The sequence below is a fragment of the Ruegeria sp. CG1 genome, from assembly GCF_056537265.1.
Window position 1 is genome coordinate 76,450 of the sequence record NZ_JBQFRF010000006.1, and the last position, 15,252, is coordinate 91,701.

The 15,252-nt window shown below is 57.5% G+C and carries 15 protein-coding genes and 1 tRNA gene; 9 read left to right on the forward strand and 7 right to left on the reverse strand.

What is annotated here, in order from left to right; translation table 11 throughout:
* Positions 1-8 precede the first annotated feature (8 nt).
* Complete coding sequence (locus ACR0AU_RS17375; protein WP_170733836.1) at positions 9-1,109, reverse strand: Gfo/Idh/MocA family protein; 1,101 nt, start codon at positions 1,107-1,109, stop codon at positions 9-11.
* Between the two features lie 12 nt (positions 1,110-1,121).
* Positions 1,122-1,832, reverse strand: coding sequence for a GntR family transcriptional regulator (locus ACR0AU_RS17380; RefSeq protein ID WP_170398311.1), 711 nt, complete (start codon positions 1,830-1,832; stop codon positions 1,122-1,124).
* Positions 1,833-1,937: 105 nt separating this feature from the next.
* Between ACR0AU_RS17380 and ACR0AU_RS17385 the strand changes: the two genes are divergently transcribed.
* Genes ACR0AU_RS17385 through ACR0AU_RS17410 form a run of 6 tightly spaced genes read left to right on the forward strand, consistent with a single transcriptional unit; the run spans position 1,938 to position 7,515 of the window.
* A complete protein-coding gene (locus ACR0AU_RS17385) occupies positions 1,938-3,092 on the forward strand; it encodes an LLM class flavin-dependent oxidoreductase (RefSeq protein WP_170513705.1) in 1,155 nt (384 codons plus the stop codon).
* Positions 3,092-3,982 (forward strand): aldo/keto reductase, encoded by an 891-nt coding sequence (locus ACR0AU_RS17390; protein WP_170648364.1) that lies wholly within the window; start codon positions 3,092-3,094, stop codon positions 3,980-3,982. Before ACR0AU_RS17385 ends, ACR0AU_RS17390 begins: the two co-directional genes overlap by 1 nt.
* Positions 3,982-4,497, forward strand: a complete 516-nt coding sequence (locus ACR0AU_RS17395; RefSeq protein ID WP_480796036.1) for a flavin reductase family protein — start codon at positions 3,982-3,984, stop codon at positions 4,495-4,497. The genes ACR0AU_RS17390 and ACR0AU_RS17395 overlap by 1 nt, the downstream gene beginning before the upstream one ends.
* 53 nt (positions 4,498-4,550) lie before the next feature.
* Positions 4,551-5,138, forward strand: a complete 588-nt coding sequence (locus ACR0AU_RS17400) for a TRAP transporter small permease (protein ID WP_480796015.1) — start codon at positions 4,551-4,553, stop codon at positions 5,136-5,138.
* Positions 5,139-6,428 carry a TRAP transporter large permease gene (locus tag ACR0AU_RS17405; protein WP_170398321.1) on the forward strand — a complete coding sequence of 430 codons (1,290 nt, stop codon included), beginning with the start codon at positions 5,139-5,141 and terminating at the stop codon, positions 6,426-6,428.
* A gap of 25 nt (positions 6,429-6,453) precedes the next feature.
* Positions 6,454-7,515: a TRAP transporter substrate-binding protein gene (locus tag ACR0AU_RS17410; protein ID WP_170408182.1), complete on the forward strand. Its 1,062-nt coding sequence runs from the start codon at positions 6,454-6,456 to the stop codon at positions 7,513-7,515.
* Positions 7,516-7,545: 30 nt separating this feature from the next.
* Here ACR0AU_RS17410 and ACR0AU_RS17415 read toward each other — a convergent pair whose 3' ends face one another.
* Complete coding sequence (locus ACR0AU_RS17415; RefSeq protein ID WP_170595133.1) at positions 7,546-8,016, reverse strand: tetratricopeptide repeat protein; 471 nt, start codon at positions 8,014-8,016, stop codon at positions 7,546-7,548.
* A 15-nt stretch (positions 8,017-8,031) separates the two neighbouring features.
* Between ACR0AU_RS17415 and ACR0AU_RS17420 the strand changes: the two genes are divergently transcribed.
* A complete protein-coding gene (locus ACR0AU_RS17420; RefSeq protein WP_480796016.1) occupies positions 8,032-9,300 on the forward strand; it encodes a cytochrome-c peroxidase in 1,269 nt (422 codons plus the stop codon).
* A 293-nt stretch (positions 9,301-9,593) separates the two neighbouring features.
* Here ACR0AU_RS17420 and ACR0AU_RS17425 read toward each other — a convergent pair.
* Positions 9,594-9,669: transfer RNA gene (locus ACR0AU_RS17425), tRNA-Lys, on the reverse strand.
* A gap of 209 nt (positions 9,670-9,878) precedes the next feature.
* Here ACR0AU_RS17425 and dapF point away from each other — a divergent pair.
* Positions 9,879-10,721: a diaminopimelate epimerase gene (gene dapF, locus ACR0AU_RS17430; RefSeq protein ID WP_480796017.1), complete on the forward strand. Its 843-nt coding sequence runs from the start codon at positions 9,879-9,881 to the stop codon at positions 10,719-10,721.
* Complete coding sequence (gene mtaB / locus ACR0AU_RS17435; protein ID WP_480796018.1) at positions 10,718-11,974, forward strand: tRNA (N(6)-L-threonylcarbamoyladenosine(37)-C(2))-methylthiotransferase MtaB; 1,257 nt, start codon at positions 10,718-10,720, stop codon at positions 11,972-11,974. The genes dapF and mtaB overlap by 4 nt, the downstream gene beginning before the upstream one ends.
* Before the next feature lie 142 nt (positions 11,975-12,116).
* Here mtaB and ACR0AU_RS17440 read toward each other — a convergent pair whose 3' ends face one another.
* The 3 genes from ACR0AU_RS17440 to petA are packed head-to-tail and all read right to left on the reverse strand — an operon-like array spanning position 12,117 to position 14,850.
* Positions 12,117-12,902, reverse strand: a complete 786-nt coding sequence (locus ACR0AU_RS17440; RefSeq protein ID WP_170514470.1) for a cytochrome c1 — start codon at positions 12,900-12,902, stop codon at positions 12,117-12,119.
* Between the two features lie 17 nt (positions 12,903-12,919).
* Positions 12,920-14,251: a cytochrome b gene (gene petB / locus ACR0AU_RS17445; RefSeq protein WP_170514468.1), complete on the reverse strand. Its 1,332-nt coding sequence runs from the start codon at positions 14,249-14,251 to the stop codon at positions 12,920-12,922.
* Positions 14,252-14,265: 14 nt separating this feature from the next.
* Entirely contained in the window at positions 14,266-14,850 is a 585-nt protein-coding gene (gene petA / locus ACR0AU_RS17450) for a ubiquinol-cytochrome c reductase iron-sulfur subunit (RefSeq protein WP_170398293.1), read from the reverse strand.
* Positions 14,851-15,252 lie beyond the last annotated feature (402 nt).

Sequence of the window (15,252 nt, forward strand, 5' to 3'; positions counted from 1 at the left end):
CCTGTTAATCACCCAGCTAGGCTGATCGTTTGGCCCTGCTCTGACGCCTGTTGTGCGGCAAGGCCGATACGCACGGCCCAAATCCCATCACGCAGTGAGACCTCGGGTTTGGCGCGCTCGCCCCTGACCAGCTCCAGAAAGCCTTTGTGCTGGTAATAAGTCGAGCCATTGTGGTCGCCAGCCGCCAGCAACTCGGGATCAACGGGGATGCCGCGCTGGATTGGGCCTTTCGGTGCACGAGGGCTGATGATCAGCTGTGGTACAGGCGCGTCGCCCAAATGTTCGGGCCAGAAGCGGCCCGGGCCGGGCACAAGCGCTTCAATCTTGGCATCGCGCCCAATGGCCGAGATTTCTTCTTGATACCGCGAACCCTCGGCAAACATGCAAAGCTCGAGCATCGCGCGTGTGCCCGAAGCAAAATCGACAATGACATAGCCGTGGTCCAGAATATCTGGAGTATCGCCGTCATAAACTTCGTCCAAATGATTGACGGCTTGGCCTCCGCTTGCGGAAACACGAACCGGGTCTGATTGCAGGATCAGGCGCATGAGGTCGAAGAAGTGGCAACATTTTTCGACGAATGTACCGCCAGTGTTACGGTTGAACCGGTTCCAATTGCCGACCTTTTCGAGGAACGGAAAACGGTGTTCGCGGATCGTGAGCATCTTGATCCCACCACCGGCGGTCGCTGCTTCATCGATCAGCGCCGTGATCGGGGGCATATAGCGATATTCCATCGCGACCCAGATCGGGTGCGGATAACTGTGCTCTAACTGCTCAAGCCGTGCAAGATCGGCAGGATCAGTGAACAATGGTTTCTCGATCAACAGGGGCAGGGGGCGGGTTTCCGCAATCTCGGCCAGTTGATCAACATGCAGGTGGTTGGGGCTGGCGATGACCAGACAGTCCAGATCATTGACTGCCAGAAGGTCCTGAAGGGAAGACATCATCTGCGCGTCGGGTGCAATCGCCTGCGCCTTATACGCCATCTCCGGGTCGGGTTCGAAGATTGCGGCGACTCGTGTGCCCTCAAGCAGAGCAATGTTGTGCAGGTGTTCCTGCCCCATCATGCCGCATCCGATCAGCCCGTAATTGGTGGTCCGGGTCATGCGCAGTTCCTTTTATTTCAGGCGTTGAACGTATGTGGCTCGATCTGGATCAAACCATGTTTTTGAAAACTCGATAGGTTCAGCTTTCTCAGACCAACTGAACCGTTCGATATACCCTGCGGCTTGGCCCGCAGGTTTGGTGAAGCCTTCAGGAGTCCAGTCGGGCAGGGCACTGACAGAAACGCGATCCTCTGCCCGTGTGATCCAGAAGCCAAGTTGTTGCTGGTAATAGCGATAAAGCGAGTCGGACAGCAGGTTCTGGTCGATGGTCCCGGCTGATTCGTCCAGCCAGATTTCTTCGACCGCGATGATTGTGTCATTCAGATAACGCATCCGACGTACACGCGAACCGCTATCAGACAGGCCGAACTTCGGCAGTTTCGCAGGCTTCTTGAGATGATCAACCGACAGGATGTCGGCACGCGGCAACCCGCCGCCTTCGGGCAGTTCCAGCCGGAACATAGCATAGACGCTGTTCTGCGTTCCGGTCTCGCGGATGTAGTTGCCCGAACCCTGAATACGCTCCAACATGCCTTTTTTCTCAAGCTCGGCGAGGGATTTTCGCAAGGTCCCGACCGAGACATTTAGGTTCGAAGCCATGTCCCGTTCAGGTGGAAGACGCTCACCATCAATCAGACGGCCCGCAGCAATATCGCGGATCAGAAGCTCTGAGATCTGGACATAGATCGGCAGGGCATTTGGATTGCGGCTGTTGGCGGACATTGAGGGCGCTTCACTCGGTCGCAGGAAAAATTGATACACTATTGATCTACATCAATGCGCTTGCTACGCAAGAGGAAAGTCAAAGATGTACGGAGCGTGAATCAAATGACCATCGTCCCCATCACATCCCCCGACCTGGATGCGGCCGAGGTTTCGTGGTTTGCAGCGCTTTGCTCGGATGACTACCAGTTTCTGGGTGTGCCCGATGGTGATCTGCGATCCAGTTGGGAGCATTGTTCAGGCATCGTGAAAGAGGCCGAGGCGCAAGGCTTTCGCAACATCCTGTGTCCGTCATCGTACCAGGTCGGTCAGGATACGTTGAGCTTTGTTGCAGGCTGCGCCCCGATCACTGAAAAGATCAACCTGCTGGCCGCCGTGCGCTGTGGCGAAATGCAGCCCATCATGCTGGCCCGTACCATCGCGACGCTGGACCACATGCTAAAGGGGCGGCTGACGGTTAACATCATCTCGTCCGATTTCCCGGGCGAGAAAGCCGACAGTGCGTACCGCTATCAGCGTTCGCGCGAAGTGGTCGAGATCCTGAAACAGGCCTGGACGCAGGACGAAATCAACCATGCGGGCGAGGTCTATAACTTTTCAGGCCTGACCACTGACCCGGCTCGGCCTTACCAGACCGGTGGCCCACTGCTGTATTTCGGCGGCTACTCGCCGTCTGCTTTGGACCTGTGCGGCGAGCATTGCGATGTCTACCTGATGTGGCCGGAAACAAAGGATCAGTTGGCCGAGCGGATGAAAGCCGTTCATGCGGTTGCCGAGAATTACAATCGTACTCTGGATTACGGCCTGCGCGTACACATGATTGTTCGCGATACCGAGGCTGAGGCACAGGAATACGCCGACTACATCGTCTCGAAACTGGATGACGAATATGGTCGTGCGATCCGCGAGCGGGCACTGGACGCGACATCCTTGGGCGTGGCGCATCAATCCAAGAACCGCGATCTGGCCGACGAATATGGCTATGTCGAACCCGGCCTTTGGACCGGCGTCGGACGCGCACGGTCGGGCTGTGGTGCTGCGCTGGTCGGTTCGACCGATCAAGTTATGTCTAAAATCGAAGAGTATCAGAAGATGGGCATCCGCGCCTTCATCTTCTCGGGCTACCCGCACATGGACGAGGCCAAGCATTTTGGCGCCCGTGTGATGCCCAACCTGAAAACCTGCTCGCTTCCCGAAGCCTACGGGCGCGTGCCAGCAACCACCCCGGCAACCCCGCTGGGCAACGGAGTTCGTCGCTGATGCAACGTGTGAAACTATCTGACACGCTGGAAATGAGCCGTCTTGTCTATGGCATGTGGCGCTTGGGTGATGACAGTGACACCTCGACTGCGCATGTTGAGGCCAAGATTCAGGCCTGTCTGGATCAGGGCATCACCACCTTCGATCAGGCCGACATTTATGGCGGATACGCGGCCGAAGCCGTTCTGGGCAATGCCTTGCGCACCAATCCCAGCCTGCGCCAGAAAATGGAGATCGTCACCAAATGTGACATCGTCGCGCCGATGGGGCGTTATGCCGAGGCCAAGGTCAAATATTACGACACGTCGCGTGCGCATATTCTGAAATCGGTCGATACATCTCTGTCGGAAATGGCGATCGACCACATCGACTTGCTTCTGATCCACCGCCCGGATCCAATGATGGATCACCATGAAACCGGTGCGGCGCTGGATGAGGTGGTTGCCAGTGGCAAGGTCGGCGCGGTTGGTGTGTCCAACTTCCGCCCTTGGGACTGGTCTTTGCTGCAGTCGGCGATGAAAACCCAATTGGTCACCAATCAGGTCGAGATATCTCTGGGCGAGATCAGCCCGTTCACCAACGGTGATCTGGCGTTCCATCAACAGCATGGTCACCCGCTTATGGCGTGGTCTCCACTGGGTGGAGGCCTTTTGATGGCCGGGAATCCACCGGTCGGCGTTGTAGCGGATGAGATCGCCGCAGAATTCGGGGTGGATCGCGCCGCTGTGGCCGTTGCCTTCCTGCTCGCGCATCCAGCAAGCATACTGCCTGTTCTGGGCACAAATAATCTGGGCCGTATCAAACGCGCCTCGGATGCGTTGAAGGTCAAGCTGGATCGTGAAAGCTGGTACCGCCTGTATGAGGCGGCGCTGGGGCATGAGGTGCCATGATGAACGCAATCTCGCGCGATATGAACCACACATTCGTCCCGCATAAGGACGACACGCGAACCCTGCGCGATGCTTTTGGCCGTTTTGCCACCGGAGTTACTGTCGTGACCTGCGACAGTGAGGATGGACCAATCTGCATTACCGCCAACAGCTTTTCGTCCCTGTCGCTGGATCCGCCGCTGGTGATGTGGGCGGGCGACCGCAATTCGCGCAGGTTTCGTTATTTTCACGCGGCGCGTCATTTCAGTGTGCATGTTCTGTCTGCTGAACAGGCCGAGCTGTGCTTTGGCTGTTCAAAAGACGCCCATGCGCTGCGTGATATCGAACATGACCGTTGTGAAAACGGCACCCCGTTGTTGCCGGGTAGTCTTGCCCGGTTCGAATGCGAGCAGCACGCCTATCACGATGCAGGCGATCACGTGATCGTGGTGGGCAAAGTTCTGAAAGTCAGCATGGCGGATGGAGACGCGTTGACTTTCTTTGCCGGAAAACTCGGCCAATTCGCGAAAACCTAAGCGCGATATGACGATCGCGGGGCAAACCCGCGGCTGACAGTGGGAGGATCCGCATGGGCGGACTGGCATCGGCGTTGACGCCGATTGCATTCGTGAACGAAACCGTGCTGCGTCTGGGCCGCGCGGTCGGTGTTGTTGCGATTGCAGTTATGGTGATCGCGATCCTGATTCAGGTGTTCTTCCGATATGTCTTGGGTAACGCACTGCCATGGCCGGATGAGGCTGCGCGGTTCTGCATGCTCTGGATGACGGGCCTGATGGCCCCCACAGCTTTCCGTCGCGGAGGGTTCGTCGCCATCGATATGCTTGCGCGCTTCCTGCCGCGCGTGCTTGGCCTTTCGCTCAATTTGTTCCTGCTGCTGATCTCGCTGGCCGTGCTGCTTGTTGCGGTCAATATCGGCTGGTCTGAGGTTACGGGCTTTGGTGGCCGGTTCGCCACTGCGGCGTTGTACCTGCCTACCTCTTTCGGGTTCGATGAATGGTACCGTATTCCGCGCAGTTGGATGATGGCCTCGCTGCTGGTTGGGATCATCTTGCTGATCTCGGTCAATATCGAACTGATCTTGCGGTCGATAGTAACCATGTTGGGCGGAGCACATCTTTTGCCTGAAATTCCCGAAACTGCGGTGGGGGCTGAATAAATGCTGATTTGGTTCCTGCCCACCTTCCTGATTTTCCTGCTGATCGGCCTGCCGGTCTTTTTCGCACTGCTGGCAGCGCCCGGCATTCTGCTATGGCTCAGCGGTCAGACCAACGACATTACGCTGCTCTATCGCAATGTCTATAACGGTATGGATAGCTTCCCGCTGATGGCGATCCCTTTCTTCATGCTGGCCGGAGAACTGATGAACCGGGGCGGCATTACCATCCGACTTGTGGAGTTCAGCCAGGCCCTGATGGGCCACCTGCGGGGCGGCCTTGCGCATGTGAACGTCCTCAGCTCGATCCTGTTCGCGGGCCTTTCAGGATCCGCTGTCGCCGATACTTCGGCGCTTGGGTCAATGCTGATCCCGGCGATGGAGAAGCAAGGCTATACCCGCAAATTTGCCGCCGCGATCACGGCAGCCAGTTCGGTGATCGGGCCGATCATCCCGCCCTCGGGCATCATGATCATCTATGCCTATGTCATGGGTGAAAGTGTGGCTGCACTCTTTCTCGCTGGCATCGTGCCTGGGGTCATGGTCGGTGTCGGTTTGATGCTCATGATCAAGCTTATGGCGGATCGATACGACTTCCCGGTCGCCAGCCGTAAATATACTTGGCCAGAACGCCGTCAGGCCAGCCTAAAAGCGTTCTTCCCACTGATGACCCCTGTGATCATCTTGGGCGGAATACTGGGTGGCATCTTTACCCCGACCGAAGCGGCCGCTGTCGCCGTAGGGTATGCCTTTATCATCGGTTTCTTCGTCCTGCGCACATTGACGTGGAAAGAAGTCCCCGAGGTGCTCAGCAATGCAGGTATGACCTCAGCTGTCGTCCTGTTGTTGGTCGGGGCAGCAATGGCCTTCAAGACGGTCGTTAGTCTTAGCCATGCGCCGGAGCAGCTGGCCTCGCTAATCCTCAGCCTGTCGGAAAACCCGCTGATCCTGCTGTTCCTGATCAACCTGCTGCTGTTCATCGTCGGAATGTTCCTGGATGCAGGCCCCGCTATTATCATCCTTGGCCCGATCCTCGGTCCGATCTTCACCAGCCTCGGTGTAGACCCGATCCATTTTGCCATTATCATGAGCGTCAACCTGACCGTCGGTCTGGCCACCCCGCCCATGGGGCTGGTGCTGTTCGTAGCCGCCGCCGTGTCTCGGGAACGGGTTGAAACCATCGCCAAGGCAATCCTGCCGTTTCTGGCGGTCGAAATCATCGTGATCTTCTTGATCACCTATATCCCCGCACTATCCATGACGATCCCGAGGATAACGGGATTTGCAAACTGAACTGAGTATCACAGGGAGGAAACGCATGCTCAGAAGATTTATCAAAACCGCAGCGGTGGCCACGTCGCTAGTGGCCGCGTCTGCGATTGCCGCGGCAGCCGCCGACTACACGCTACGCGCCACAGCAAACTCGAATGAAAACGACGAAGACTATGACGGTCTGGTCGTTTTCAAGAACTACGTTGAGGCGGCCTCGAACGGCGCCATTGAGGTTGAGCTGTTCATCGGCACGCAGCTCTGCTCGAACGGTGCCGAGTGTCTTCAGGGTGTGGCAGACGGTACGATCGACATCTACATCTCAACCTCTGGAGGGGCCTCGGGCATCTTCCCTTACGTGCAGGTTCTGGACCTGCCTTACCTGATGGCCGATGACCGCATTGCCGAACATGTCCTATCCGGTGATTTCACCCGGCAGATGCGCGACATGGCGCTGGAGGATTCCGGCGGTGCGATCCGTCTGATGACAATCGGCAATACAGGTGGCTGGCGCAACTTTGCCAATACGCAACGCCGTGTTGCTGAGCCGGCTGACATGGAAGGTCTGAAAATCCGCACCGTGGTTGCCGACCTGCCGCAGGAGCTGGTCAAAGCACTGGGTGCATCACCGACCCCGATCCCGTGGCCAGAACTGTTCACCAGCTTCCAGACCGGCGTGGTTGAGGGCTCGAAAAACGGCATCACTGACATCATGGGTATGAAGTTCCCTGATGCAGGCCTGCAATATGTCACGCTGGATGGGCATGCCTACATGGGTGCGCTGTGGTGGATGAACAACGCCAAGTTCCAGGAGATGCCAGAAGATATGCGCCGCGTGGTAGTTGACGGTTTCTATGCTCTCCAGCAGGCAACCTTTGCCTCACCCAAGCGCAAGTCGATCCAGGCGTATGAGGATTTCGTTGCCGGCGGTGGTGACCTTTATGTCCTGACACCCGACCAGAAAGCTGCTTTCAAAGAAGCCGCAACCCCGGTCTATGACTGGTTCCAGTCCAATGTGGCACGTGGTGATGAGATCTTTGTAGCGTTGACTGACGCTGTGGCAGCAGCCGAGGCGGATGTTAATGCCTCACGTGATGCTGATCTGAACTGAATTGCTGGGCCGGGCCCTGGGGTCCGGCCCTCACCGAAACGGGTACATCCACCCTTTGTAGTCGTTGACCAGAACATGCGCCTTCTCGATCTGCTCCGGCGACATTTTTTTGACCACTTCTTCAAGGCTGATCGCCGCATCGGGGTCGCCGCCAATGGCGCTGAGCGTGTACCACATGTACGCTCGAACCAGATCAGGCGCGGGCATGCCCAGACCCAACTCGTAGTACCAACCGATACCAGATTGCGCCCCGGGATGACCTTTCATCGAGGCGCGCAAGTACCATTCAAACGCGCGTTCATAGTCCTGTTCGACTCCAAGTCCCAACCCGTACATCACACCGATCAATTCCTCGGCTTCGGCATTGCCGGACCGCGCTGCCGGCAGCAATTCCTCACGCGCGGCTTCAAACTCTCCGGCCTCCATCAGATCGCGTGCTTTTTCCAGTTCAGCCAGCGCTGGGGTCGCGAGAAGGCACAGGGCAAATACAAACTGGCGCATGGGGTTGCTTTCCTTTTGGCAGGGGCTGCGGCAGCTCAGGATCTGCCGCGCCCGCTGACGGATGACGATTTCATCCCCTTTGATATGGAACAGGCCGCTATCGGTCATCAACTGTTTTACGATCCCATATTATCGGGAAACCGGAACATAAGCTGCGCCCATTGCCATCACCCGGATTTCGGCACCTCGGACGGGTTGTCGCTGGGCATTGGCGAGGGCGGGCAGGGGCTTGGCCCAGATCGCACGCCGGGCACCGGAGCGGACAAAATCCGCAAGCGTATTCCCCGCAATTCGCCGGGGCTTTGGAACCTTGGGGCAAAGGACCTTCACACGGTCTTCCATGACGGTCGCCTAAGTATCTCTGACGTCTACGGTAACGGCTTCAATTCGCCCGCGCAGGAATGGCTGCCGGAGGGGTTGAATTCACTGCTGGCCGCGCAGGCACTTTTCCCGCTGACCTCGCAATTCGAGATGGCCGGAAATGTGGCCGAAAATCAAGTCACCGGCGCGGTGCATGACCGCATCGACAAGGGCTGGCCGATCCTCGCCAAACGCGTGCGCACTGATCCGCGCTATGGGCCTGCCATGGTCAAGGCATTCGATGACATCGACACGACCGAGGACATCACGATCACCCAAGTAGCCAACGCGCTGGCGGCATTCATGGCGCTGGAATGGCGCAGCATGGACAGCCCGTTCGATCAATATCTGGCCGGAGATAACACCGCCCTGACGCCTCGGCAAAAGGACGGCATGACCCTGTTTTATGGTGAGGCAGGTTGCGCAAGCTGCCACTCGGGCCCGTTGCTATCGGATCAAAAATTCCACGCGCTGAGCCTGCCGCCATTTGGACCGGGCAAGACCCGCCAATGGGACCCCTATGCCCGCGACGTGGGTCATATGGGTGAAAGCAACCGTCTTGAGGACGCCTATCGTTTCCGCACACCGATGCTGCGCAATGTGACAGAGACGGCGCCCTATGGTCACAACGGTGCCTTTCCCGATCTGGAAGGCATTATTCGCCACCACTTGAACCCATCTCAGAGCCTCGCTGCCTGGACCCCTGATTTGGCCGGGCTGCCCAACGTGCCGTGGCTTGAGAATGTTGATTTCATCGTCTGGCAGGACCGGTTTGAGATGGAGCGTCATCGCCAGAAAATTGACATCGAACCGCTGGAACTGACCGATGCCCAGGTCGCAGATCTGGTGGCTTTCATGGGTGCATTGACCGGGACCACACTGGATGCGCCACTGTTCGGTGTGCCAGATGGGTTTGAGCCCTAGAGCCAAGTCTCATAGCGTGAAAACAACTAATGCGCCAAGTGCGATTGTTGCGAGAAAGAATACCAGGCTTCGGTCATATCGGTTCTCTACGCGTCGCCAATCCTTCAGGCTGCCGAATATGAACTCGATCCGATTACGGCGTTTGTAGCGACGCTTATCGTACACCACCGGTCTCTTTCTCTGTTGCCAATCTGGAATACACGCGCGTAAACGCGGTAACTGCCGTCCGACTCTGACATTCGGACGGACGGTTTGCCACCAAGGAGGTAAGCATCTATTTTCTTTGAAAAAAGTGGTGAGCCGTGCAGGATTCGAACCTGCGACCCACTGATTAAAAGTCAGTTGCTCTACCAACTGAGCTAACGGCCCACTCTTTTTAGGATCTCTTCGATCCGCAGCACTCTGTAAGGTAAATACCCGACCGGGTTCAAGACCTTATTTCGTACTTCAGTTCGCCGTCATTCGTATGAGTTCGGCGCCCCGATAGGCGGCCTAATTAGGCAGGTGGAACTGGGGGGTCAACCCCTTTTTTCAGGAATCTACGCGACAGGGTGGATTCATGTCCGGACCGGCGTTATATGCCCGCCATGCAACAGATACTCGACACCGGTTTGGCCTTTATGAAGATGCACGGGTTGGGCAACGACTTTGTCGTTGTCGATGCGCGCGCGCATGCCGTGCCGGTCACCCCGGCCCTTGCCAGGGGAATCGGGCACCGGCAGTTCGGCGTGGGATTCGATCAGTTGGCGGTGATCGAACGCGGCGAAGCGGATGCGCATCTGGTGTTCTACAATGTCGACGGGTCGACTTCGGCTGCGTGTGGCAACGCCACGCGCTGTATCGCTCGGTTTCTGATGGACGAGACGGGCAAATCCGAACTCACGCTCACAACTGAACGCGGCACACTGCAGGCCCGCGACGCTGGCGATGGACTGACGTCGGTGAATATGGGGCACCCCCAACTTCTTTGGAACGAGATTCCCCTGGCGGAAGAGATGGACACGCTGGAACTGCCGATAGAAGGTGGCCCAACGGCGACTGGCATGGGCAACCCGCACTGCACTTTCTTTGTCGACAACGCCGAGGCCATTCCGATGGAAGAGTTCGGCGCGCGTTACGAATACCATCCACTCTATCCCGAACGCACCAATGTTCAGGTCGCACAGATAGTCGCACCCGACCACATCCGCATGCGGGTATGGGAGCGAGGAGTGGGGATCACTCTGTCCTCGGGGTCATCATCTTGCGCCACGGCTGTTGCTGCCTCACGTCGAGGCCTCACTGGGCGTAAGGTGCAAGTGGATCTGGACGGCGGCACAATCTGGATCGACTGGCGCGAGGATGGGGTCTGGATGACGGGGCCCACAGCCCATGTGTTTTCGGGCACGCTGACGCCAGAATACCTGAGGTCACTGGAATGAACCCACCCAAGTTCAGCACTTTGGGCTGCCGCCTGAACGCCTATGAAACCGAGGCAATGAAAGAGCTGTCGCAGCAGGCGGGGCTAACGGATGCTGTGATCGTGAACACTTGCGCGGTTACGGCCCAGGCCGTCCGCAAGGCGCGGCAGGAGATTCGCAAGCTGCGCCGCGAAAACCCCTCGGCACGTCTGATCGTCACCGGGTGCGCGGCGCAAACCGAGCCGCAGACCTTTGCTGCTATGGACGAAGTAGACGCGGTCATCGGCAACACCGAAAAGATGCAACCGGATACCTGGAAAGGCATGGCCGCCGATTTCATCGGTCAGACCGAGGCGATTCAGGTTGACGACATCATGTCTGTCACGGAAACCGCCGGGCATCTGATTGATGGCTTCGGAACCCGCTCACGCGCCTATGTACAGGTTCAGAATGGCTGCGATCATCGCTGCACCTTCTGTATTATCCCTTACGGCCGGGGCAATTCTCGCAGCGTCCCTGCGGGCGTTGTGGTGGATCAGATCAAACGATTGGTCGATAGGGGCTACAACGAAGTTGTTCTGACCGGGGTCGATCTGACCTCATGGGGCGCGGATCTGCCCGCTCAGCCGAAACTGGGCGATCTCGTGATGCGCATCCTTAAACTGGTGCCCGATCTGTCTCGCCTGCGCATCAGCTCAATCGACTCGATCGAAGTCGACGAGAACCTGATGCATGCCATCGCGACCGAGCCGCGCCTGATGCCCCATTTACATCTGTCCTTGCAGCATGGCGACGATCTGATCCTGAAGCGCATGAAACGCCGCCACCTGCGCGAAGATGCGATTCGTTTCACTGAAGACGCCATCAAACTACGACCCGACATGACTTTTGGCGCGGACATCATCGCTGGCTTCCCGACCGAGTCCGAGACTCATTTCGAGAATTCCCTCAAGCTCGTCACCGAGTGCAACCTGACCTGGCTGCATGTATTCCCCTATTCCAAACGCGAAGGCACTCCGGCAGCCCGCATACCGCAACAGATCAACGGCAATGTCATCAAACAACGCGCCGCGCGCCTACGCGCCGCCGGCGATGCACAAGTCATCAAGCATCTGACGGCACAGATCGGCAAAACCCACAATATCCTGATGGAAAATCCCACAATGGGCCGCACCGAACAATTCACCGAAGTAACCTTCGGCAACGCCCAACCCGAAGGCGAGATCGTAATCGCGACGATCCGGGGGCACAGCAAAGCTCAATTACAAGTGTGATCCGTTCTTCATCTGGCCCAAAATACCTCGGGGATGAATTGGCCGCAGGCCAAGAAGGGGCTGGCCCCTTCCACACCATCGCAACAAAAAAACCCCCGTCACCGTGATGGCGCGGGGGTTTAGTTTTAGTTATACGTCGACCTTAGTCCAGACGTTTGCCCTTTATCGGTGCCCACAGGCGCTTGTTCACAAGGTACAGCAGAACAGACAGAACTGTCAGGAACAGAACACCGACGAAACCGGCATTTTTGCGCTCCATCATCTTTGGTTCGGCGGTCCACATCAGGAACGCTGAAACGTCTTCAGACATTGCCTCAACCGTAGCTGGATGTCCGTCTGCAAATTCAACCTGATCTTCCGACAGCGGTGGAGCCATGGAAATCCAACCGCCGGGGAAGGCCTTGTTCTCATAGAGAATAGTACCGGCCTCTTCTTTCTCTTCACCGGTATAGCCATCCAGAAGCGAGGCAATGTACTCCGCGCCACCCATGCCTTTGACCAGCTGGTTGATGCCCAGACCGTAAGGACCATGGAAACCGGCGCGGGCCTTCGCCATCAGGCTCAGGTCAGGCGCACCGACACCGGTATTGGCCGGGAAGTGGTCGGTCGGGATTGCCGGGCGGAAATCGTCCAGCTCGGGATCGAACACCTCGAAGTTGTCGGCCGCGTAGGTGATGACCTGCTCTTCCGAGTACCCCAGATCTTCAAGGGTCCGAAGTGGCACATATTGCAGACCATGGCAGGCCGCGCAGACCTCGGTATAGATCTGCAGGCCGCGCTGGAGCTGGTTCTGATCCCAGGTTCCGAAGGGGCCTTCAAACGAGAAGTGGAAGTCTTCGATGTGCTGCTCACCGCCACCTGCCGCAAAGGTCGAGGCGGGCGCAAGGGCCAGAGCGAACGCGGCACCGATTGCAAGTTTCTTGAACATGTTTCCGGTCCCTCTTCTTACTCGGCCGGCGTGGCTTCGGCGTCAGCCTTGCCATAATGCGCGTTGAAGTCTTCTTCGATGGTTTCCGGCTGCGCCTCAGGCTTTTCAATGACACCCAGGATCGGCAGGATTACGAAGAAATAGGCGAACCAGTAGGCGGACGCGATCAGCGAGAAGGTCGCATAGGGCTCTTCCGCAGGCATCGCACCCAGCCACATCAGGGCAAAGAAGTCGATGACCAGCAGATAGAACCACCATTTGAACATCGGGCGATACTTGCCCGAACGCACGGTCGAGGTGTCCAGCCAGGGCGCCAGTGCCATCGCCAGGATCGCACCGAACATCGCCAGAACACCAAAGAACTTGGCGTCGATGATGCCACCGGTGATGAAACTGGCGAATTGCACAACCCAGACCTCACCGGTGAAAGCCCGCAGGATCGCGTAGAACGGCAGGAAGTACCATTCAGGAACGATATGCGCAGGTGTAACCAGCGGGTTGGCTTCGATGTAGTTATCCGGGTGGCCCAGATAGTTCGGCATGTAGCCCACGATGGCCCAGAACACGACCAGAATGACTGCCAGAGCGAACAGATCCTTGATCACGAAGTAGGGCCAGAACGGCAGAGTGTCTTTCTCGGCCTCGGCTTTAGAACCGCGACGAACCTCAACACCCGTGGGGTTGTTGTTGCCGGTGGTGTGGAAGGCCCAGATATGCACGATCACCAGCGCTGCAATGACAAACGGCAGCAGGTAGTGCAGCGAGAAGAAGCGGTTCAGCGTGGCGTTATCCACCGCAGGTCCGCCCAGCAGCCAGGTCTGGATCGCCTCACCCACAAACGGGATCGCGCCAAACAGGCCGGTGATCACGGTCGCACCCCAGAAAGACATCTGACCCCAGGGCAGAACGTAGCCCATGAAGGCGGTGCCCATCATCATCAGGTAAATCAGCATCCCGATGATCCACGTGATCTCACGCGGGGCTTTGTACGAGCCGTAGAACAGGCCGCGGAAGATGTGGATGTAGACCGCGACAAAGAACAGCGACGCGCCATTCATGTGCAGATACCGCAGCATATAGCCGCCGTTCACGTTGCGCATGATGTGTTCGATGCTGGCAAAGGCCAGATCAACATGCGGGGTGTAGTGCATCACCAGAACGATACCGGTGACAATCTGCAGCGCCAGGCAGAACGCCAGGACGATGCCCCAGATCCACCACCAGTTCAGGTTCTTGGGGGTTGGGATCATCAGGGTGTCATAAAGCAGGCCGACGATGGGCAGACGGCTGTTCAGCCACTTCTCGCCATTTGTCTTCGGCTCGTAATGATCGTGGGGAATTCCGGACATAAGTTAGGTCTCCCTTAGCCGAGCTTGATGGTAGTGGCGTCTACCCATTCAACGGGCGGAATGGGCAGGTTTTCAGGCGCGGGGCCTTTGCGGATACGACCGGCAAGATCGTAGTGCGAGCCGTGGCAGGGGCAGAACCAACCGCCAAAATCGCCAGCATCGCCAAGCGGCACACAACCCAAGTGTGTACAAACACCCATCTGAACGATCCACGCCCCTTCTCCTTCGCCTTCGGGCGAAGGCATGACGCGATTGGCGTCGGTCGCTGGTGCGTCGGCGTTCAAATTGAAGTTGCGAGCCAGCGGGTCAGGCAGCGCGTCGACACCTTCAGCGTCCTGCTCCTGAGCTTCCTGAATCTCGGCACCTGTGCGGTGACGGATGAAAACAGGTTTACCCAACCACTTTGCAGTCAGCTGCGTGCCCGGCTCTACCCCGCTTACATCCACACGGATCGAGGACAGCGCCTGGACGTCTGCCGATGGGTTCATTTGATTTACCAGGGGCCAAACGGCAGCCCCGGTGGCAACGACACCTGCGCCGCCAGCGACGTAGTAGAGGAAATCTCTGCGGGTGCCTTCGTGGTCTTCAGCTTGGGACACGAGGTTATCTCCGATTATCTGGCGCCCGCGAACGGGCATAAAGCTCGCGCACCGCACAAGTGCGGCGTCTTAAACGGGGTATCTATCGGGGAGAATAGAGTTCGTCCAGCGCTCTTAAACGCGCAATACGCCGCATCTAAGCATTCATGTCACGGTGAAAGGGCAAAATTTCAATCTCAAATGCAGATTTTAACCCTCAGAGCGGCGAATTGGCGCCAGGCAGGCGGGACGTGATTCGGCATCGACCCGCGCTGGTAGATCCCCAAATTGAAATCTCCTCACCCTATGCGAACGCCGCCGATTTCACGCGCAGCTCTACCTTAGGAACACTGTATTACTTCTATTTTAGCGCGATACGACTTCTCTTAAATTATTAATATAAAATAGATATTTCAAACACGT